Annotated in this window: 13 protein-coding genes; 9 read left to right on the top strand and 4 right to left on the bottom strand. The window is 61.2% G+C overall.

From position 1 onward, the window contains the following. Positions 1 to 39 precede the first annotated feature (39 nt). Entirely contained in the window at positions 40 to 1,122 is a 1,083-nt protein-coding gene (locus AB2L51_RS00875) for a dipeptidase (RefSeq protein ID WP_395580716.1), read from the bottom strand. Positions 1,123 to 1,238: 116 nt separating this feature from the next. On the opposite strand from AB2L51_RS00875, the gene AB2L51_RS00870 reads away from it, so the two are divergent. After that, entirely contained in the window at positions 1,239 to 2,039 is an 801-nt protein-coding gene (locus AB2L51_RS00870; RefSeq protein ID WP_395580977.1) for an exodeoxyribonuclease III, read from the top strand. A gap of 58 nt (positions 2,040 to 2,097) precedes the next feature. Here AB2L51_RS00870 and AB2L51_RS00865 read toward each other — a convergent pair whose 3' ends face one another. Continuing rightward, positions 2,098 to 6,318, bottom strand: coding sequence for a translocation/assembly module TamB domain-containing protein (locus tag AB2L51_RS00865; RefSeq protein WP_395580715.1), 4,221 nt, complete (start codon positions 6,316 to 6,318; stop codon positions 2,098 to 2,100). Continuing rightward, complete coding sequence (locus AB2L51_RS00860) at positions 6,318 to 8,255, bottom strand: autotransporter assembly complex protein TamA (protein ID WP_395580714.1); 1,938 nt, start codon at positions 8,253 to 8,255, stop codon at positions 6,318 to 6,320. Before AB2L51_RS00860 ends, AB2L51_RS00865 begins: the two co-directional genes overlap by 1 nt. A 247-nt stretch (positions 8,256 to 8,502) precedes the next feature. Between AB2L51_RS00860 and AB2L51_RS00855 the strand changes: the two genes are divergently transcribed. The 8 genes from AB2L51_RS00855 (at position 8,503) to AB2L51_RS00820 (ending at position 19,796) form a co-directional block, all read left to right on the top strand. Next, entirely contained in the window at positions 8,503 to 9,591 is a 1,089-nt protein-coding gene (locus AB2L51_RS00855; RefSeq protein WP_395580713.1) for a lysophospholipid acyltransferase family protein, read from the top strand. A gap of 173 nt (positions 9,592 to 9,764) precedes the next feature. Continuing rightward, entirely contained in the window at positions 9,765 to 11,183 is a 1,419-nt protein-coding gene (miaB, locus tag AB2L51_RS00850) for a tRNA (N6-isopentenyl adenosine(37)-C2)-methylthiotransferase MiaB (RefSeq protein ID WP_395580712.1), read from the top strand. Continuing rightward, complete coding sequence (locus tag AB2L51_RS00845) at positions 11,180 to 12,277, top strand: PhoH family protein (protein WP_395580711.1); 1,098 nt, start codon at positions 11,180 to 11,182, stop codon at positions 12,275 to 12,277. The genes miaB and AB2L51_RS00845 overlap by 4 nt, the downstream gene beginning before the upstream one ends. Further along, positions 12,261 to 12,803: an rRNA maturation RNase YbeY gene (gene ybeY / locus AB2L51_RS00840; RefSeq protein ID WP_395580710.1), complete on the top strand. Its 543-nt coding sequence runs from the start codon at positions 12,261 to 12,263 to the stop codon at positions 12,801 to 12,803. The genes AB2L51_RS00845 and ybeY overlap by 17 nt, the downstream gene beginning before the upstream one ends. Next, on the top strand, positions 12,800 to 13,747 hold the full coding sequence (locus AB2L51_RS00835) for a hemolysin family protein (protein ID WP_395580976.1): 948 nt from the start codon (positions 12,800 to 12,802) through the stop codon (positions 13,745 to 13,747). The genes ybeY and AB2L51_RS00835 overlap by 4 nt, the downstream gene beginning before the upstream one ends. A 70-nt stretch (positions 13,748 to 13,817) precedes the next feature. Beyond that, positions 13,818 to 14,438: a DsbA family protein gene (locus AB2L51_RS00830; RefSeq protein ID WP_395580709.1), complete on the top strand. Its 621-nt coding sequence runs from the start codon at positions 13,818 to 13,820 to the stop codon at positions 14,436 to 14,438. Positions 14,439 to 14,485: 47 nt separating this feature from the next. Further along, a complete protein-coding gene (locus AB2L51_RS00825; RefSeq protein ID WP_395580708.1) occupies positions 14,486 to 19,033 on the top strand; it encodes an AAA family ATPase in 4,548 nt (1,515 codons plus the stop codon). Beyond that, the gene (locus AB2L51_RS00820; RefSeq protein WP_395580707.1) at positions 19,020 to 19,796 is read left to right on the top strand and encodes a PI-PLC domain-containing protein; all 777 of its coding nucleotides are present in this window, start codon (positions 19,020 to 19,022) and stop codon (positions 19,794 to 19,796) included. Before AB2L51_RS00825 ends, AB2L51_RS00820 begins: the two co-directional genes overlap by 14 nt. A gap of 132 nt (positions 19,797 to 19,928) precedes the next feature. Here AB2L51_RS00820 and AB2L51_RS00815 read toward each other — a convergent pair whose 3' ends face one another. Then, the gene (locus AB2L51_RS00815) at positions 19,929 to 21,446 is read right to left on the bottom strand and encodes an acetyl-CoA hydrolase/transferase family protein (RefSeq protein ID WP_395580706.1); all 1,518 of its coding nucleotides are present in this window, start codon (positions 21,444 to 21,446) and stop codon (positions 19,929 to 19,931) included. Between the last annotated feature and the right edge of the window lie 304 nt (positions 21,447 to 21,750).

Here is a 21,750-nt window from a genome sequence, read left to right as displayed (position 1 = left end):
GAAAATAGAGCGTGTCAAGAGGAATAGTGGACAAAATTTTCAACCTGCGGCGTGAACTGTAATCCTGCTTTGTTCCGCTACCTGCTCCGCCTTTTCCAGCAGCCGCAAAAAATTCTCCCCCCAGAAGGCCGCTATCTCGCTGCGGTCATACCCCCGGCGCAGCAGCTCGGCGGTAATGTTGGCGCCCTGCGTTGCATCCTGCCAGTCCGCCAGCGCGCCGCCGCCATCAAAATCGGAGGAAATCCCAACATAAGCAGGGCCAAGCCTGCGCACCACATAGTCAATATGGTCCACAAGATCAGCAACACCGGCCGAGCGCCGCCCCTCCTCCGGTTTGGGTTTAAGGAAGGCAGGCATGGCGGTTATCTGGATCAACCCGCCACTGGCCCCGAGCGCATCAAGCTGCTCATCGTCCAGATTACGTGGATGATCACACAATGTACGCACACAGGAATGACTGGCGACAACCGGCGTGGCCGAGGCCGCAACAGCCTGAAGCATGGTCTGCCTGGACGCATGGGACACATCCACCAGCAGGCCAAGCCTGTTCATCTCCCGCACGGCCTCACGCCCAAGGGCGGAAAGCCCACCGTGTTTTTGCGGCGCATCCCCCAGACCGGGGCGGTGGATGGCCGCATCCGCCAGTGCATTATGCCCGTTATGGGTCAGGGTAACATACCGTGCCCCCCGCTGGGCAAACGCGCCAAGCTGGGCCGGGTCCTCGCCCATGCCGTAGCCATTTTCCACTGCGGGAATAACCGCGATCACACCCTGGGCGTGGGCCGCCCGAATATCGGCCGCGCGGGAACAGATACGGGCCGTTACCCCATTATGCGTGCCCTGCATGGTGTTGATGGCGTCCAGCATGGCCAGACATTCCCGCTGCACCTGTGCATGCGCCTGCGCTGTAACCGGCCCCTGCGCCGTATAGGCCACAAAGCAGCCCGCCGACATGCCGCCACGCTGCATTTTAGGCAGGTCCACCTTGCGCTGGGGGGTATCTTCAAACGCATCGGCCCGGTCAGGCCATGGAATGTCGATATGGCTATCGAGTGTCAGGAGGGCGCGGTGCAGGGCTACGGCATCCTGCGGGGGGGCGGGCTGGGGGCGTTGGGTATCCATGCTTCTCATATCATGGGGTGGTTGCCAGAAAATGCAAGCGTCCTCCCGCCCCTGTGTTCGTGGGGGTGCCCCTCTTTTTGCTTGCCCTCCCTCACACAATACGCCATGCCCTGCCCATGCGACTTGTGACATGGAACATCAATTCCCTCCGCCTGCGTATGCCGCTGCTGGAAAAGCTGACCACCGCCTTGCTGCCAGACGTTGTCTGCCTGCAGGAAACCAAGGTGACGGACGCACTTTTCCCGCTTGAGAGCGTGCGCGCCCTTGGGTTTGAACACCTGCACTACAAGGGCATGAAGGGGTACAATGGCGTGGCCATTCTCTCACGCCTGCCGCTCAGCCCGGTTGTGGACACACCGACATGGTACGCTCAGGAAGACTGCCGCCATGTTGCCGCCACCGTGCATGCACCGGGGGGCGACATCACCCTGCATGATTTTTACGTCCCCGCAGGCGGGGATGAACCGGACCCCCAAACCAACCCCAAATTTGCCCACAAGCTTGCCTTTGTGGACGAAGCCACACAGTGGTTTGCACAGCAGAAATCAGCCCGCACGGTGCTGGTGGGCGACCTGAACATCGCCCCCCTTGAACATGATGTGTGGAGCCACAAGCAACTGCTGAAAATTGTCAGCCACACACCGCCGGAAACCCAGCGCCTGACCCAGTGGCAGCAGACCGGTTTTGTGGACGCCATGCGCTGTTTTGTCCCGCCCACGGACAAGCTGTACACATGGTGGTCCTACCGTAACAAGGACTGGCGCAAGTCCAACCGGGGCCGCAGGCTGGACCACATCTGGGTCACCCCCGACCTGGTGCCCGAACTGGCCAGCATGTCCGTGTTGGAAGAGGCCAGAGACTGGCCATCCCCCTCCGACCATGTGCCTGTGGTCATGGACATTCACCCTCAGTCCTGAACAAAAATGCGGCTCCGGATGCAGCACGCCGCGGAGCGTGACTAACACTCACGCCCGTTTAATAACGATACTGCCAGACCAGCCCCACGCTGCTCCCCGGATCGTTTTCTGGCGTGGTAAAGCCCGTTACGGACCCACCGGTCCCCACCGTGGTATTGAGTTTAAGGTGGTTTGTCAGGTCCACCTGCACCTGCGCCTGCGTACCCGAGCCAGAGGTGGCCTGCTTGGCTCCCACGTAAACACCTTTCATGACGTATTTGCCAGCTTCCACACTGGCGCCACCATTACCAACGCCCGAACCGCCGCCAACAGCCAGCCTGTCCAGATGCAGGGTTTTACGCAGGGTGCCCATGGGGTCAAAGGTGGTCAGCCCGGTCAGGGTCGCCAGTGCTGTGCCCACCTCCACCATCTGCGTGGAAGAAAGCGAGCGGGCATCCGTGCCAAACAGCAGCATGGCCAGAATCTGATCCTGCGGCAGGGAAGGTACGGAATCAAAGCTGATTTTGGGAGCACTGGCAGTGCCCCCTACCTTCAGCATAGCCGTCTGGCCTTCCACGGCGCGGTCGGCTTCGAAATCAAGCGTGGGGTCAAGCTTGTGCCCAACGCCCGAGCCATTAAAGCCGACCCGGCCCTTGGTGAAGTTGAGCGAAATCCCAGCCAGATCAAAATTACCGCGTTTGAGGTCAAACCCGCCGGTTACAACGGGGGCCTGTGCCGTTCCCGTTACATTCAGGCGGCCTGCCATTTCCGCATCCAGCCCGTGCCCGCGCACAAAAAACTTGCCCGGTGATGTCAGCTTGAGGTCCAGCCCGATAACGGACCGATGCGTGGAGGCGGCCATGGCTTCCTCCAGCCGCTTTTTTTCCTCACCGGGGCGGATGATATCCAGACGCGCAACAGATACGGGGAGCGAATTGGGAATATTGATTTCCACACGCCGCAGATCTACCCCACCTGTCACGTCCATGCGTGTCTGCACCTGCCCGCGCACGGTTATGTCGGCATTGAGCACGGCGGTCAGCAGGTCACTTGTAACCGGGCGCGCATCCCTGGCAGACAGATGCAGGTCCATGGGCATACCCGGCATGGCAACACCCACAAAACCGCTTGCACCCAACGTGCCATTCCCTGCTTTTGCGCTAAGTGTCTGAATAACAATCCGGTCCCGTGCCCCCACCACACGCCCGTTAATGGCGCTGAGATGAACCCCCTGCGCAAAATCCTGAAAATCCGCATTGATCAGGTCAATCGCCCCCATAATAGCAGGAGAAGCTGGCGTTCCACGAACCTGAAGAGCCATCTGCACCTTCCCCTGCGCCTGCCGGGCCTGCGCCCCGAGGATGCCATTGGCTATGCTCAGGTCCAGATTTCCATTGGCCTGCAAATCCAGCGGCCCCGTTCTGGACAGGGGCGCATTGCCGCGCACATGCAGGCCCATTTTGCTTCCGGCTGACGCATCAAGCTGCACCTGCGCCTGTGTGCGGGCAAGATTGGCCGTACCCTCCACCTCCATTGCAGGAATAGAGGCCACGGCAGAACTATCCGCCATGCGCAGGTTGCTGCCCCTGATCTGTACCTGGCCTTCAGGTTTATCCAGCGTGCCAGAAAGTCTGGCGTTCAGTGATACGACACCCGTGGCGTTAAAATTCCGCATAAACGGGTGCGCCAGTGCCGGGGTTACATTGCGAATATCCGCCGTAACGGACAGGCTGGGTTTTATCCGCCCAGCCACATCCAGCGTGGCGGGCTGACTGCCTTGCGTGCTCAGCACCGCACGCAGGCGGTCAATCCCCAGTGTCTCTCCAAACGAAACAAGCACTGGCGCTTGCAGACGCAGGCTTTCCTGCTTTGCCGTAGCGCTCAGATTCTGGAGTTTGAGCTGTTTATCCGGCAGGTTCAGCACGGCCTGTGTGTTCAGCATCAGAGGGCTGCCCAGCCAGCTTGCTGGCCCTACCTGTGCGGAAAGCACCATACCCGTATCCGGCCCTTTAGCACTCAGCTGCGCCTGCCCGCTTACCCCGGCGGCCGCAAGCCCCCCAAGGCGCAGGGTCAGGTCTGGAGTGGGGTGGGCGACCGGGTCGGCAATGGAGCCAGCCAGCGCGATCGACCCCACCCTGAAGGTGGGCGTAAGCACATTCCCTTTGAGCCTGAGTGCAACAACCGGCTTGTCCTCAACCATGGTGGTATTGACTGACGCCACCAGCGAACCCGCTATTTTCTGGCCAACAAGGGCAGCATAATCGGCCAGCCTGCCAACGCTCAGGTTCAGGTCCCCCTGCGGCACCACTTCTTTGGGGGCGAACGTAAGCGCACCCTCCCCTGTTGTGCTGTTCCAGGACAGCTTTTGCAGGTCAAGATGGCGCGTGCCATCCATTGCCTGCCCAAACGCCACAGCCAGTTGCGCTGGCGCACGGTCCAGCGTGCCTTCAAGAGCCAATGTGCCCTGAGGGGCCGCTGGCAGATGGGTAACCGCCGCATCCAGCGCCAGAGCCCCCTTGGGCATTGTGGCAGTGCCCAGATTGGCCTTTGCTTCCAATGTGGCGACAAAATCCTGCAATGGCCCCTTGAGGGCAAGCACCATACTGGTATCTCCCCGCAGGGCAGGGGCCAGTTTTTCCAGCATGGGCAGGCCGATATTGGCCGTTATGTCCACATTGCGGCCTGTCTGCACATGACCCTGCACCCTGGCGTCCAGCGCCTGACCCGACAGGGTGAATGAGGACAGGTCAATCTGCTGTCCGGCGGCCATGCCCGCCTGCGCCGGGAGCGGACGCATGGCTGCGGCAAGGGCAAAATGCCCATCCGGGCCAATAAGCCCTGCGGCCTGCGCCTGCCCACCCGTTATGGCCAGTTGGCCATCGGTGGTAAAATGCGTCTCCCCCTGCGGGTCACGGGGGCGGTCAAAACGCGCATTCAGGCTCGCATGCCCGCGCAGGGGCACCCCTGCCGCCTCGCCAACAGGCAGCAGGTCAGGCACGTTCAGGCTGAGTGTGCCATGCTGTGGAGCCGCAGCCTGCACAGACCCCGAAAGGGCAATAACAGGATGGTCAAGGGTAAAGACCACCGGCACCCCCGGCTCGGCTGGTTTGGCTACGGCGTCCAGCCTGAGTGGGGCCGCCGCCAGCAGTGTGGGCGCCTTACCCGGCAGGCGCAGCCCGTCGGCCGTGAGTGTCAGGTGAAGTTGTTCGGCCACGGCGGCGGCGTCCCCCCCCTCCCCCGCAAAACGGAGATTCACCGTACCCACCTGCACGCCCGAAGCGGCCAGTTGGTCTACCTCCAGTTGCGCCGTCCCGTGAGGCGCCACCATTTTGCCATTCAGACGGGCAGCAAGACGCACGGCCTGCCACCCGATATCGGGCGCAAGATCAATCTGTGGCGACTGGGCGGAAACTTCCAGCCGGGCCATCTGCTGCGCTAGCAGGTCCAGCGTGCCGCGTGCCTGTGCGCTCACCGCTCCGGCGGAGGCCGAAAATGCCAGAGTGCTGGCCGTAACCGGGCCCTGCATATCCAGCCTGAGCGCTATGGGAGCCAGTTGCGGCACACCTAGCCGGGTTGCCACAAACCCGCCATTCGCGCCTTCGCTCGCATTCAGGTGCAGGGCAAGTCTGCCTTTCCCCGTTGTTGTGGTCAGGCTGATCTGCCCGGTCTGGTCGAGCCGCGTAACCTGTATGGCAATATCGGAGCGGGGGAGCTTTGGCAGGCTCAGCCCATTGATAATCGCGTCAATACTGGCAAGCCTGCCATGACCGCTCACACGGAAACTGGCAGCCTGCCCGGCAAGAGACGCTCCCACATTAATCCGCCCGACTTCCAGCTTGCGGATATCCACCCCCATACGCAGGGCTGAGGGAGAGGATGACTCGGGCTGGGCTGGCCGTGGCGTGGGGTCGGACACAGGCAGGCGTGGAATATCCAGCACGCTCGCACTAAACACATAAATGCGGGCCTGCCGCCACACCATGGCCATGGGGGACCAGTCGAACCGGACATCGTGCAGTGTCAGCCATGCCCCCTGCCGGTCATGGATCGCCAGCGTTTTAACACGCAGGTTATCGGGAAAACGGCCTGACACCCCCTCCAGCGTGACCATGCCCCCGGTCAGGGATGCGGTCTGGCGCACCAGCATCCTCCGCCCCGGCCCTGTATTGACGCCCACCAGCAGTAACGCTGTCGCCAGCACACCAATACCAGCCAGCGAGCCTGCGATGATCAGCGCAAAACGGCCTGCACGCCGCCACAGGCTGCGCGGGGGAGTGGATGTGGGTGTGATTTCTGGCATCAGAACGTTTCCCCCAGCCCGATATACAAATCCCACGAATCCCCACGGGGCGCGCGGTTAAGTGGTACCGCCACATCCAGCCGGACCGGACCAATAGGTGTGTAATACCGTACGCCACCACCCGCCCCCACACGCAGGGTTCCGGTAAAGGGCATGCTGTTGCTGCCCACCTGCCCGGCATCGGCAAAGGCGGCCAGACCAAAACTTTTAAACAGGCGCTGCCTGTATTCCACCGTTCCCGCATCCAGCGAGGTGCCGCCAATGGCATATTTGGTATGGCCATACTGCGGCCCAACGCCCTGCCAGCGATAACCACGCACCGTAGCACTCCCCCCCGCATACATGCGCTGGTCAGGCGGAATGTCCCATGTGCTTGCGCCCTGAATACTGCCAATGGTCCCACGGAATGCCAGAATACTCCGTCCCGGACGGCTGATGCCCAGCTTATGCAGGTCCACGTAGGTCGAGGCTGTTGCGTTCATGATTGCAAAGAACGACGTACCCGCCCCCTTGCTGCCCAGAGAGACGGAGGGGGTCACGTTAATACTCGCACGCACGCCATGTGTTGCGGGTTCTATGGGGTTGCCCACCCCGGTATTGTCATACATGCCCGACAGTGGAGCCGAGAGAATGGTATAACTGCGGGAAACGCCGAACTGTTCGATTCTTTCCTGTTCCGCGGCAAGGCCAAAATTGCCGTTCCAGTTTTTGGCCAGCGGGCGGGTTATCCCCCCACGCAGCAGCAGGGCCGTCTGCCGGTAAGACCAGAACAACTGCCGCAGGCCTTCTATGCGGGCATTCAGGTTCTGTTTGCTTTCCAGAAAGTCAGGCTTGAAAAAATCAGCATATACATCATACCCCAGCCCCTGCTGGGCAGATCCGCCAAGGCCGGTAATCAGGGCTGTCAGGCGCAGGCGCTCGGCATTGCCGAGCAGGTTGTTATGGGTCCACGTCGCCCCCACACGCGCGCCAAGGTCCGTGGAATACCCAAGCTCACCTCCAATGGAATGGCGCTTTCCTTCCTGAAAGGAAAAGTCCAGCGGCATGGTGCCATTGACCGCCTTGCTGGAGGCATCCCTGACCGAGACATTGGAAAAAACACCCAGAGAGGTCAGGTCCTGCCGTGCGGCTTCTATGCGGGATGGCTGGTACAGTTCCCCTTCATGCACACTCAGCCGCCTGCGCACGAACGACTGGTGTACCTGTTTGAGTCCCTCCATGCTGATCCTGCCAACATCCAGTATGGGGCCGGGAACAACGGGGTAGACAATATCCACTGTTCTGGTGTCCGGGCGCAGGTAGGCCATGGGCTTGTCCACCTGAGCCAGCGCGTGCCCGCTCTCGCGCAGCGCGTCCAGCAGGCGGCCACCCGCGGCCAGCACATCTGCGGCTATGGCGGGCTGGCCTGTGTGCAGACCAAACGCTTTCTGCTGTTCGGGAGTAAGGTGCGGCGCAACGCCGGTGGCACTTTCCACCAGCTTGACCGAGCCAAGGTGGAAGAGCGGGCCTTTATCAATGTTAACGGTAATATCCACCCTGTCATGCTCGGGGACAGCCCCAAGCCATGACGCCAGAGCGCTGGCCATACCATCCATGGCAAGACCCTGCCGGCCATTGCGGAGCATGATATGCACCGTGCCGTCGTAATATCCGCAGCTTTCCAGCGCGCCGCGCAGGCGGTCATATTCGTTGCGCACGCGCCCGGCCAGCGCAAACGGGCCAACCGCCCGCGTGGATTGCAGGCTTAACAGATCGGACGAGGCCTTGAGCGCGGTATCCAGATCGCTCTGCCCGGTTGGGTCAAGGTTTGTCACATAAGGTTGCGGGTCTGCCGCGTGCGCACCACACGTTAGAACGCTCCACAGCGCCACTCCAGCCAGAAGCCGATTCGCAGAGCCAGTAAACCTGCCAAGTCTGTTGCGGTTGTAAACGGCCACTCTGTCCTGTCTGTCTGTTGCTGCATGAAGGCTATGCAGCCCGTTGCCCAAGCTTATTTTTACATGTTTCCCCTCACCTACAACCATAACCATGACAAAAATTGGGTATTCCGCCAAAAAAACCTTCTCACACGGTGGATTGTCCCCTCCCCCCTCTTCGCGGTATGAGAACGCATGTTTATGTGTTTCTTCCACATTGCTGCCCGCTCCTTGGCCCACCCGGCCAGCCTCTGGCAGAAGCAGGACCATGCGCACCAAGCCTGACCAACCTACGCAGTCCCTGCCTCCGGGCACGCCTGCCACCGCTCCGATCTCACCCCTTCCGTCATGGGTAGATATGCTGTTCCGTCGTGTAGGGCAGGCCCGCTCGGCCATACGTCTGGCCGGGATGCTGGTATGGGTGCCGCTTTCCGTCGGGTTTGAAGCCTGCCTGCTGCCCATACCCGGCACGGCCAAAATCCGCTGGACACGGGTGATCTGGGGTGTGCTGTGCCGCATCATTGGCCTGCGTATAACGGTCCGGGGCAAAAGGGTGGGCACGGTCGGCGGCATAAAGGCCCGCAGGCGGGGCGAGCGACCTGTTATTTATATTTCCAATCACATGTCCTGGCTGGACGTCCCCGTACTGGGCACGTTGCTGCCCTCTGTTTTTGTGGCCAAGGGAGATATTGAAAAATGGCCGGTCATGGGGCTTGTCTCCCATATCGGCCGCACCATTTTTGTCAGCCGCCAGCGCAGCACCACCGGGCGCGAACGGGACCAGATGATCCAGCGTATGGTGAACGGGGATAACCTGATCCTCTTCCCCGAGGGGACATCCTCCGATGGCTCGCGCGTTCTGCCGTTCATGTCCGCCTTCTTTGCCATTGCCAAACTCCCCAGACTCAAGGACGGCATGGACGCAAGCCTGCTGCCCGTAACCTACAAACCCGGCATGGCGCCTCTTATACAGCCCGTCTCCCTTGTTTATGACGAACTGGAAGGCCTGCCGGTCAGCCGGTTCCGCCGCCCTGTTTTTTCATGGTACGGGGATATGGATCTGGGCCCGCACCTCTGGCAGCTTTTGCAGTGGAAGCGCTCACACGTAACCGTTGTACTGCACGAGCCTCTGGACCCCGACCTGTTCCCCAGCCGCAAGGCGCTGGCGGAAGCCGCATGGAAAGCCGTGGCCGATGGCTGTGCCGATATGCGGCAGAACCGCACGCCGCGCGTTCAGCCCGGCCGGTTCAACCCCGCGTCCCTGCCCGCCAATTTTTTGCCCGCGCATGTGAAGAAAACAAAACTGCTGCTTGACAGAGCAGCCCTATTTTTTGCTTCATTGAAAAAGAGGACATAACCAGCGTCCGTCGCCTCAAAACGACCTGCGCATTGTTCACGGCGGGAGGCCACTCTGTCCGGCACGGCATGGCTCTTATTACGCACCATTCCAGACCGCACCCCACCAAGCGGTGAGAAAAGAGGCTTGACCTACGCCACCGCACGCCTGATGTCCTCTTTCCGCCGTATGGAATGGGCCTGCGGCAGAGCGGAGTGGCAGCCATCATGACCCGAACCCTCGACCAGACAGCACCATCACGCGCCCTGCATGTAATTACGTGGGGCTGCCAGATGAACGTGTATGACAGTGCACGCATGGGGGATGTGCTGCGGCCATTAGGCTACCAGCCGGTGGATACGCCTGATACGGCGGATATGATCATCCTTAACACCTGCCATATCCGTGACCGTGCGGCGGAAAAGGTTTTTTCCGAACTCGGCCGCCTGCGACTGATCAAGGAAGCCCGCAAGGCGGAAGGCCAGCAGACCATTATTGCCGTGGCTGGGTGTGTGGCGCAGGCCGAAGGGCAGGAAATTCTGGCCCGCGCACCTTATGTGGACATCGTTCTTGGCCCACAGACATACCACCGCCTGCCAGAAATGGTGGCCCGTGCGGCCCGTGCGGGGAATGCCGTTATCGAAACCGACTTCCCTACCGAACAGAAATTCGACTTCCTGCCCGAAGCCGAAGCCCCGCAGACACCGGGAAATTACACAGCCTTCCTGACCATTCAGGAAGGATGCGACAAGTTCTGCTCCTTCTGCGTGGTTCCCTACACCCGCGGGGCGGAAAGCAGCCGCAGCGTGCAGTCCGTTCTGGCCGAAGCCCGCCGCATGGCCCAAAGCGGCGTGCGCGAGATCAGCCTGCTGGGGCAGAACGTCAACGCCTATCACGGTGATGGCCCCGATGGCGCGGTATGGGACCTGACCCGTCTGGCCTATGCGCTGGCGGAAATCCCCGGTCTGTCCCGCATCCGCTACACCACCTCCCACCCGCGGGACATGAACGATGCGCTCATCGCAGCCCACCGCGACCTGCCAGAACTCATGCCGTTCCTCCACCTGCCCGTACAGTCCGGTTCCGACCGTATCCTGCGCGCCATGAACCGTGGCCACACGGCCGATGAATACCGCGACCTTGTGCACCGCCTGCGCGCGGCCAAGCCGGACCTTGCCCTGTCCTCCGACTTTATTATCGGCCACCCGGGCGAGACGGATGAGGATTTTGAAGCCACCATGCAGCTTGTGCGGGATGTGGGGTTTGCGCTGGCCTATTCCTTTAAATACTCCCCCCGCCCCGGCACCCCGGCAGCGGGCGCGCCCCTGCAGGTGCCCGAGGACGTAAAAGATGCCCGCCTCCAAGCCCTGCAGAAACTCCTGCGCGAACAGCAGGATGCGTTTAACGCATCCATGGTTGGCAAGACCGTGCCCGTCCTGTTTACTGGCAAAGGGCGCAAGCCCGGACAGATTGCAGGACGCTCACCCTGGCTCCAGCCGGTCCATGTGATCGGCCCTGACCGCCTGATCGGCCAGACGGTGCCAGTCCGCATAACAGAACGCCTGACAAACTCGCTGGGCGGTATTCTGGAAGAGGAGAATGTATACGCTTGAATACCACGCGCACGTCCCCCCCTCCTTCCGTCGCGGTTACGGAGCTGGCTCAGCCCGTAACCCTGCAATTTGAAAACAACGCGCTGCTTGCCCGACTGGTCGGAGACCACGACAGGCACCTGCGCTGCCTGGAAGAAGGGCTGGAAGTGGACGTTGCGCGACGCGGCAACCGCATTTCCATCCGGGGTCTGCCAGAAACCACATCCCTTGCCCGCACGACCCTGAGCCTGCTGTACCAGAAACTGGCAGCAGGCGAGACCATAGACATCAGCGCAGTAGAGGCGGCCATACGCATGTCCAGAGTGCATGAAAGCAGACCTACCCTCCCCCTGTCTGTTGCTCCGGCAACTCCTTTTGCCAATCAGGACCCCACTCTGCCTGTTATCCGGCTGCGTCAGGGCAACATAGAGCCCCGCTCCCCCGGACAGGCCAGCTACATGCGCGCCCTTGCCACCAAGGAGCTTGTGTTCGGCATCGGCCCCGCGGGGACGGGCAAAACCTACCTTGCGGTGGCTCAGGCGGTCTCCCTCCTGCTGGCAGGTTCCATTGACCGGATCATTCTCTCCCGCCCTGCGGTGGAAGCAGGCGAGCGGCTCGGCTTTCTGCCCGGGGACATGAAGGACAAGATCGACCCCTACCTCCGCCCTCTCTATGACGCACTGCATGACATGCTGCCCGGTGATCAGGTCATGCGCCGCATGAGTGCTGGCGAGATTGAAGTCGCCCCCCTTGCCTTCATGCGCGGGCGCACGCTCTCGCACGCATATGTTATTCTGGACGAAGCCCAGAACACCACCATCGCGCAGATGAAGATGTTCCTGACCCGCCTCGGGCCGGGCTCACGCATGGTTGTAACCGGGGACCTGACCCAGATCGACCTGCCGCATGACACGCCCTCGGGCCTGCAGGATGCGGTCAATACGCTTGAAAACGTCAAGGGAATTACCATTTGTCGTTTTGAAGCGGCTGATGTTGTGCGACACAAGCTGGTCGCGCGCATTATTGAAGCCTATGATGCAAAAACGACGACGGCTGATAAAAAAGGGCACTCCCGCCACAAGGGCCGTCAGGAGAACAATGGAACCGCGAAGTAGCCTTGGCCCTGTCCTGACGCTGGACGTGGCCGACCCTGTGGATACGGACCCGTATCCAGCAGGGTTTCATGATGCGTTAACGCAGGATGGCCCGGATGTGCTGATCCGGGACGCACGCTGGCGCTCCTACGCCCCCACACCCGAAAAAACCGTGCGCCGCGCTCTGGCGGCCTGCGCGCAGTATGGGCTTGAACCCGGCAGTGTTGTGCTGGCAAGCGACCGGGAGGTGCGGCGGCTCAACGGCAGGCACCGGGGCAAGCATAAACCAACCAACGTGCTGACCTTTGAACCCCCGCCCGGCTATGGCGGGGGGGATATTATTCTGGCGCTGGAAACGGTTGTGCGCGAGGCGCGCAAGGCTGGGCGGCCAGTCAGCCACCATCTGGCGCATCTGGTTGTGCATGGCAGCCTGCATCTGGCTGGCTATGACCACCACCACCCGGGTGAAGCACGGGAAATGGAAATGCTGGAATCCCGCCTGCTTTCCCGCATGAAGGTGCCTAACCCGTGGAAAACCCGGTCATGAACGAGCACGAGACTTCAGCCGAGCGGGCGGAGCCTTCCGGACGTGGCCTGTTTTCGTTTTTTCATCGCAAGAAGCCTCCGGGGGGATTGCGCAGTTCCATTGCAGCCCTTGTACAGCAGGCTGCCGAAGCGGGGGATGAAAGCGCACCAGACGGGGAAAAACCCGAACTCGACCGGCAGGAACGCGCGCTGATAGCCAATATCCTGCGTCTGCGCAATATTTCGGCCGATGATGTGATGGTGCCCAGAGCCGATATTGTGGCCATGCCGGTTTCCATCTCTCTGGACGAGGCTCTGGCCATGATGCGGCGCGAGAATCACTCACGCATGCCCGTGTACCGCGACCAGCTTGATGACATTGTTGGCATGATCCACGTAAAGGACCTTATTGCCTATGTGGGCACCAGCGAGGCGTTCAATCTGGAACCCCTGCTCCGCCAGCCCCTGTTTATTGCCCCGCAGATTCCCGTGCTGGACCTGCTGCTGCAAATGCGCCAGCGCCACATGCACCTTGCCCTCGTGATTGACGAATATGGCGGCATTGACGGTCTGGTGACGATTGAAGACCTGATCGAAACCATTGTGGGCGATATTTCCGACGAGCATGACGAACCCGAGGCGGTGCTGATTACCCCCCGCCCCGATGGATCGTATGACGTGGATGCCCGCTGCCCGGTGGAGGAATTCGAGCAGAAGATCGGCCCGATTCTGACCGATAGCGAAAAAGAAGCCGAAATCGAGACCATTGGCGGTCTGGTCTTTCGCATGGCCGGACATGTGCCCGCACGCGGAGAGGTGCTGACGCACGAACACGGCTATCTGTTCCGCGTGCTCGATGCGGATGCACGGCATATCCGCCGGGTGCGGGTACGCAAGCTGGTCAGCGAGGGGGAAAACCCCTCCAATCCACAGACTCAGGCAGGTCTGCCTGCAACAACAGGTTGACGGCGGTTCTTTCTGCCGCCATCCCTGTTCGCAGCATTATGGTCCATTGATCGGGAAGGCTTGGTTCCTCATGTCCTTTACACGTCGTTCTTTTCTTGTCGCCACGGGCGCGGCACTCACCGCCAGCTCACTCCCCGGGCTGGCTTTTGCGGCCGATGCAGCCGATACGCGCTTTACCCCGCGCGTGCTGGGCAACCCCAACGCCAAGGTGGTGGTAGAGGAGTGGTTCTCCCTGACCTGCATCCACTGCGCGCATTTTGCGGAAGAAACCTTCCCGCAGATTAAGAAAAACCTGATCGATACGGGCAAAATCCGTTACGTTTTCCATGACTTCCCCACCGATCAGCTTGCAACGCTTGCCGCCATGGTCGCCCGCACCCTGCCCGAAGAACGGTACGAACCTTTCTGCTCGGCCGTACTGTCCAGTCTGGACCGCTGGGCGTACAATAACGACGTTGACCACAAGGCCGAACTGCAAAAAATGGCGGCTTTTGCCGGCATGCCCGCCGAAACATTTGAAAAAGCGGTAACGGACCAGAAACTGCTCCAGTTCATCATGACCGAGCAGAGCGAAGCGCAGGACAAATACAGCATTGAGTCCACCCCCACCTTCCGCTTCAACAACAAGGAGCAGGTGTCCAGCGCCCTCTCCTACGACGACTTTGTTAAATATCTGACCAAGGCCAGCTGACTGTTTTTTAACAGTCAGCCCTCCCGACCAGAAAAACACAGATCTGTATGACGGTTCGTTTTGTTCGCCTCCGTATTGTGGGGTTCAAAAGCTTTGCCGACCCCATAACCGTGGAACTGCTCCCCGGTCTGACCGGCGTTGTTGGTCCTAACGGATGCGGCAAATCCAACGTGGTGGAAGCACTTCGCTGGGTTATGGGGGAATCCTCCGCCCGCTCCCTGCGTGGGGGGGAAATGGATGACCTTATTTTTGCTGGCACAAGCGGGCGTCCGGCCCGCTCTCTGGCGGAAGTCACCGTAACGCTGGAAGGCACAAAAGGCTTTGGCCCCGCAGCCTTTGCCGATCTGGATGAACTCCAGATTACCCGCCGGGCCGAACGCGGTGCCGGGAGCGATTACCGCATTAACGGCCGCCCCGTCCGCGCAAGGGATGTGCAGACCCTGTTTGCCGATCTGGCATCTGGCGCGCGCTCCTCCGCCATGGTCAGTCAGGGCCGGGTGGCCATGCTGGTCGGTGCCCGCCCGGAAGAGCGACGCAGCATTCTCGAAGAAGCCGCAGGCATTACCGGCCTGCATGCCCGCAGGCACGAAGCCGAGATCAAGCTCCGTGCTGCTGAGGGCAACCTGACCCGCGCCGAAGACCGCCGCGTGCAGTTGACAGAACGGCTGAGTGGTCTGGCCGAACAGTCGCGCGAGGCCGCACGCTACCGCGAAATTTCGGCAGCCCTGCGGGAGGCGGAAACCGAGTTGCTGGCAGTTCTGCACGCACGGGCCAGACTGGCTGTGGAACGCGCGGCCAGTGCCGCCGCGCAGGCCCGCAAAACCCTGACGACGCATGAAGAAGCGGCAGAAACCGCTGTTCTGGCCGAATTTGAAGCCACCAAAGCCCTCCCCGCGCTGCGCGAGAGTGCCGATGCCGCCCGTACGGCACTGGAGCGCTGCCGCGTTCTGGCGGAAGGCGTGGTCAAGGAAGAAGAACGCGCAGCGGCTCAGGCGCAGGCCGCAGCCGAACTGCTGCAACAGCACGAGGCAGATGCCCAGGCCGCACAAACCCGCCTGCAGGACGTGCTGGACACGCTCGAACGCCTCAAGGCGGATATGGCCGAAGTGCTGGCCGCCCAGACCTCGCTCCCCACCCGCACGGCCGAGGCCGAGCAGCAGATACAGCGACTGGGCACCCAGCAGACCGAAACCGAACAGGCCCTTGCCAGCCTGACAGCCGAGCTGAGTGCCGCCCGCGCAGGCAAGGAACGGGCCGAAGACAGCCTGAACGCGGCCCGCACACGGCACGAGCGGGTTGCTCTCGCACGCAACACGCTTCAGGCCGAACTAGCGGAACTGGAAAGCCGACTCCCCTCCGAGCAGGCACTGGCTACGGCGCAGGAGCAGGCAGAGCTGGCAGCACAGGCCCAGCAGGTGGCCAAAGTCGCGCAGGAGGAAGCCGAACGCCTTTGTGCGCAATGCAATATTGACCTCTCCATTGCCAAAAATAATGCACAGGCCGCACAGGCCGCTCAAAACGAGCAACAAAAAGCCTTGCAACAGGCCCGCCAGCGCCTGACAGCCCTACAGGCTGAACTGCATGGGGCAGAAAAGCGCCATGCCGAAGCGCTGGAGGCGCTCATCAGCCCCGATGTGCTGGATGCGCTCCAAACCGGCAGCCAGCAGGCAGCCGCCACGCTGGAACAGGCCACACAAACGCAGGAAAAAGCTGAGGCCGAACGCCGTGCCGCCAGCACCGCTTTTACCGAGGCCAGCCGCGCTGCGCAGGAAGCCGAAGCACACCAGCGCAGTGCGGCCGAAGCCCTGCGTACGGCCAGCACCACGCAGCAACGCGCGCAGCACGAAGCCCAGACCCTTACGCGGGAACTGGACAAGGTTCGGGCCGAGGCCATTGCCGACACGGTTCTGGACAGCGCCCGACAGGCACGTACCCAGCAGGAAAATGTACTGGCCCAGACCGGGGCCGAACTGGAGCAGGCCGAACACGCGCTGAGCGCGCACAAGGCCCAGTACGCAACAGCCCAGAACCAGCAGACCACACTCCAGACCGAACTGACCCGCCTGCAGGCGCAGGCCGAAGGGCTGGATCAGGCTCTGGGGCAGGATAGTGCTGTGGCAGAGAACCCGGTTTCCGCCCAGATTACCGTTCCCGAAGAGTATGAAAATGCTCTGGCGGCCGCTCTGGCGGAAGGGCTGGACGCCCCCGCAACCCCCGACGCTCCCCAAGGCTGGCGGCATCTCCCGCCTGAATCCCTGCCTGCCCTGCCCGGCGGCGCACAGCCGCTCAAAAACCACATTACGGCCCCGCCCGAGCTGGACAGGGTCCTGCTTTGTACCGGACTGCTGCCCGAAGGTGCGGATGGGCGAGCGCTTCAGGCCTTGCTGTCTCCGGGGCAATGTCTGGTCTCCACCACAGGGGACCTGTGGCGGTGGGACGGGTTTTACACTCAGGCAGGGGGAACCAGCACGGCTGCGCGCAGGCTGGCCCAACGCCGTGTTCTGCGCGAAACCCAAAGCCGCCTGAGCGTGTTGCAGGCCGACCTGCCCGCCATACAGGCAAACGTTGCAAGCTGTGCTGCCGCCGTACAGGCCAATGAGGACCTGCTCAGGCAACTGCGCAGCAGCCGCAACACGCAGGAACAAGCACTCCAGAAGGCCCGCGCGCATGAGACCGAAACAGAGCGCCGCTACGCCTCCTACCGCGCAAGGCTGGATGCCACACTCCCCCAGCATGAGCGCGCACAGGCCGCTCTAGCCGAAGCCGAGGCCACTCTCAGCAATGCCCGGCTCGCGCATGAGAGCCTGCCATCCTTACAGGATATCCAGCGTGCCCTCGCCACCACACGCGAGAGAAACACCGCGGCACAAACCGCCGAGCAGCAGGCGCATGCTGCCTTCAAACAGGCACAGGCGGCCCTGCAAACAGCCCGGGACAAACTGGCCCGCGCCGAACAGCAGCACGCCTCCGCCACAACGCGGCTGGAAACGCTCACCCCCGAGCTTGAACGCCTGCGCCATAATCTGACAACGGAATCCACAACCGTTGCAGAGATGGAAGATAAGCTGGCCTCTGCCCAGTCCATGCAGCAGGCCCAGAATGCCCTGCACGCAGCGCAGGAAAAGCTGAACGCCGCCAGTACGGCCCTACAGGCTGCAACCCGGACCACCTTGCAGGCCGATGAGCAGATGGCTGCAACCGCGCAGACCAGCCGCGCAGTGCACGAGCAGGCCCTTACCCTGCGCAGCCGTCTGGCGGGGCTGGCTCCACGGCAGGCCGAACTGCACGCCGAACACACGGACACCCAGCAGAACCTGCTTGCAGCACAAGCCGCGCTGGAGGCCGCCTGCGCCGCGGTGCCAGAAGATGCACAGGCCAGACTGGACAACCTGCACGCCCAGAAGGCCGACCTGCTGGGCAGGCTTGATGCCGCGCGCGAACTCCGTGCGGCCCTGCAGGCCGAATCCACCACGCTGGCAGACCGGATTAACACGCTCAACACCGCACAGGCCGAGTGGAGCGCGCGTGAGGGCCTTGCCCGGACAGACACCACAAATGCCTTCCAGCGGCTGGAAGCAGCGCGGGCCAACCACAACAGGGTGGCCGAACTCCCCACGGCGGCACAGCAGCAAAAAGCCCGCACACTGGCCGCACTGGAAGATGCAGAGGAACACTTTGCCCAGACCGACCGCCTGCGGGCAGAAGCCGAAGCAGCCCTGACCACTGCTCATGAGTTGCGCCGCAAAACAGAGGGCGAACTGGCCACCGCACGTGAAAACCTGCTTAAGGCGGAAGGCAGGAGCGAACAGGCACAGGCCATTCTGGACCAGTTGCTGGTAGAAACCCCTAACCCACCCAGACAACCCGTTTCCGACCTGACGGAAGGGGCCGAAACCTCCCTGCGCCGCAAGATTGCCCGCCTGACCCGCGAGCGCGACGATATGGGCCCGGTCAACCTGCGGGCCGAGCTGGAAGCGGAGGAAGCCTCCACTCAGGCCCAGACCCTCGGGGCGGAAATGAATGATCTGGAAGAAGCCATAAACCGCCTGCGCGGCTCCATAGGCTCGCTCAACAAGGAAGGGCGTGAACGGCTTATGGCGGTGTTCACACAGGTGGACCAGCATTTTCAGTCCCTGTTCACCCGCATGTTTGGCGGTGGGCGCGCCCATCTGGGCCTTGTCGGGAGTGATGACCCGCTGGAGGCCGGGCTGGAAATCTATGCCCAGCCACCGGGCAAAAAGCTGGCCACACTTTCGCTCCTGTCCGGAGGTGAACAAGCTTTAACCGCGCTTTCCTTGATTTTTGCCGTGTTCCGCTGTAACCCTGCTCCGATATGCGTACTGGACGAAGTGGATGCCCCACTGGATGACGCCAATGTGGGCCGCTTTAGCGCCCTCTTGGGCGACATGGTTGCAGAAGCCGGTACGCGTTTTCTGGTCGTGACACACCACCAGCTCACCATGGCCCATATGGACCAGCTTTTTGGTGTAACCATGCAGGAACGCGGAGTAAGCCGCGTTCTTTCTGTTGATCTGGCTAAAGCGGCCTCCATGGTCGGCCAGAAGGACAAGGAACCCACTGATGTCACATCCTGAAAAGGGAGCTGACATGTCTGTTTGCTGCGGTGCCACCACCTCGCACAGGTGTTTGAAAAAAATTGCCTTTGCGGCAACCCTATGCGCTGCATCCATAGCCGTGCTGGCCATCCACCACACCAAAACCAGCGGTATTATGGCGCGCATTCATCACGGGCTTATTGTCTGCGCCAGCAATACGGGCACACAAAGCGTGGCACAGGCTGCGACCATTTCCTCCACGGAGCAGCCCGGCATGGTACGCCTTGGCCTGACCAGTGGCGCGGATGGGCAGGTTGCGGTAGAGCCGGGCAGCAGCGCGCTTGCCACTGTTCTGGACACCGCCCGCCACACCAACACCCTGCTGATGCTCGACCTGCATGGAACAGACCCCAGAGAAGTAGCGCAGGAAGTCAGCAAGGCCCATATGCGTGACCGGGTCATTTTTGTACCAGCCGACTACAAAAGCACTGCCGCGGTTCTGAAAGCCGATTCCAAGGTTATGGTGGCCATTCCCATAAGCTCCGAGCGGGATGCCTATAACGCACACCGCATAGCCGGGCGCCACCCTTACGCGGCCTACCTGCCATCCTCTGCGGCCCCCAGTCTGTTCTCTCTGGTTCACCGCGATGCCGAGGCCATTATTACCGATACCCCTTCGGCCAAAATATCCACGGCGGATTTTCTGGCAAACAGGCCGGTTGATATTGTCATTACCCACCAGCCTTACCAGTTGACCACATCCCTCGCGGTGTCCGGATCTTCCACCACCCATTCCGAATAACATCAACACCCGCACCCTTTGCACTCCACAAAACCGGATAGCGGGTCGGGTAGCGGCTTAAACTGCCCCAATAAAAAAGCCCCTGCCCTTTTTACAGGAGCAGGGGCCTTGTGGCCGGATGATGCAGCCCGCTTACGCGGGGAGCATCGAGCCTGTTTCAATAAACCGCTGGTGCCAGGACAGGGCTTCGGTCAGCAGGTGTGGTGTATGCTTGCCAAAGGAGTCCCTGCAGGCACGGTCCAGATAGTCCTGCAACATCGGGCGGTAATCCGGATGTGCGCATTTTTCGATAATGGTCTGGGCGCGCTTGACGGGCGAAAGCCCGCGCAGATCGGCCAGCCCCTGCTCGGTCACAAAAATCTGGGTGTCCTGCATGATGTGGTCCACATGGGCTGCCATGGGCACAATGGCAGAAATCTTGCCACCCTTGGCTGTGGACGGTGACAGGAAGATGGACAGGTAGGCGTTGCGGGCAAAATCCCCCGAACCCCCAATACCATTCATCATCTTGGAACCCATGACGCGGGTGGAATTGACGTTACCGTAAATATCCGCCTCGATCATGCCGTTCATGGCAATACAGCCAAGCTGGCGGATAACACCCGTGCTGTTGCTGATATCCTGCTGGCGCAGGATGATCTTGGAACGGAAGAAGTCCATCCGGTTGTTGATCTCTTCCGCCGCTTCGGGGCTGAGAGAAAACGAGGTTGCCGAAGCAATACGCATCCGCCCCGAATCCAGCATGGCAAGCATGCCATCCTGAATAACTTCGCTAAAGCCAACCAGGTTTTCAAACGGCCCTTCGTTCAGGCCATCGAGCACGGCATTGGCGACATTGCCAACACCGGACTGCAACGGCAGGAGGGAGGGCGGCAGGCGGTTCTGTTTGACTTCGTGCTCAAAAAAATCAAGCAGGTAGCCCGCAATAGCCTTTGCCGTGCCATCGGGTGCGGCAAAGGGGGCGTTGCGGTCGCTGTCATTCGTGCGGACGATGGCCTGAATCTTGGCCGGATCAACCTTGAGGAAGGTGCGGCCAATACGCTGGTCCGCACGGGAGAGCGGAATAATATCACGCGGGGCGGCACCATAGCTGTTGCCATCCCAGACGTCATGCGTGCCTTCCAGCCCCGGGTTTTGCCATTCGTTGACTTCGATGATGACCTTGTCGGCCAGATCAAGAAAAGCCTGCGAATTACCAACAGAGGAGGTCGGCACAATGCCGCCTTCTTCCGTAATGGCGGTGGCTTCCACCACGGCAACATCGAACTTGCCGTAATTGCCCTGAGCCGCACGCAGGGCCACCTGCCCGAGATGGTTATCAAAATAATCCGTCTCGCCAGCGTTAATGCGGTTGCGCATGGCCGGGTCGGTGTTGAACGGGGAGCGGAAGTAAACACCGTTCACCTTGCCCAGCTCGCCATCAAGCTGCGGGCCGGTAGATGCGCCCGTAATCAGGCTGATCCGGTGTTCCTGCCCATTGTTATGGGCGGCTTCCATCTGCTGGGCCAGGGCTATGGGCACGGCCTTGGGATAGCCTGCGCCAGTAAAACCGCTGGTGCCAACCACGTCACCGTTTCGGATCAGCTTTGCCGCGGCTTCTGCCGGGCAAACCTTGCTACGCAGCGCGACGTTCCGAATGCGCTCTGTCATGAGAGGCCTTCCTGTTTTTTCTTCTCAAACTGTTCCGAACATACAAAAGCTGCAAACCACCCCAGAGTTCCTGCGTCATGCTCCGGTCGGGAGCTATGCGCCACCAGACTGTGGCTCTGCCGTACTTTCGCATTTTCAGGCTTGTTTCCGCCCCTGAAAGTTCTTGCACCCTATGCGCAAACAGAAGCCTCTGGCGCGTCACATACTTGTGCATGCATAAACCCCTTCAAAAAAAACTTGCCAGCACCGTTCCTGTTTTCGCTCGAAAAGCCTACATGAAGATTGGGAAAGAACGGATAGGGGT

The sequence above is a fragment of the Acetobacter fabarum genome (genome assembly GCF_040702925.2).
GTDB lineage: Bacteria > Pseudomonadota > Alphaproteobacteria > Acetobacterales > Acetobacteraceae > Acetobacter > Acetobacter fabarum_B.
Note: the sequence above shows the minus strand (reverse complement) of the source record. Positions and strands in the feature narration are given on the sequence as shown.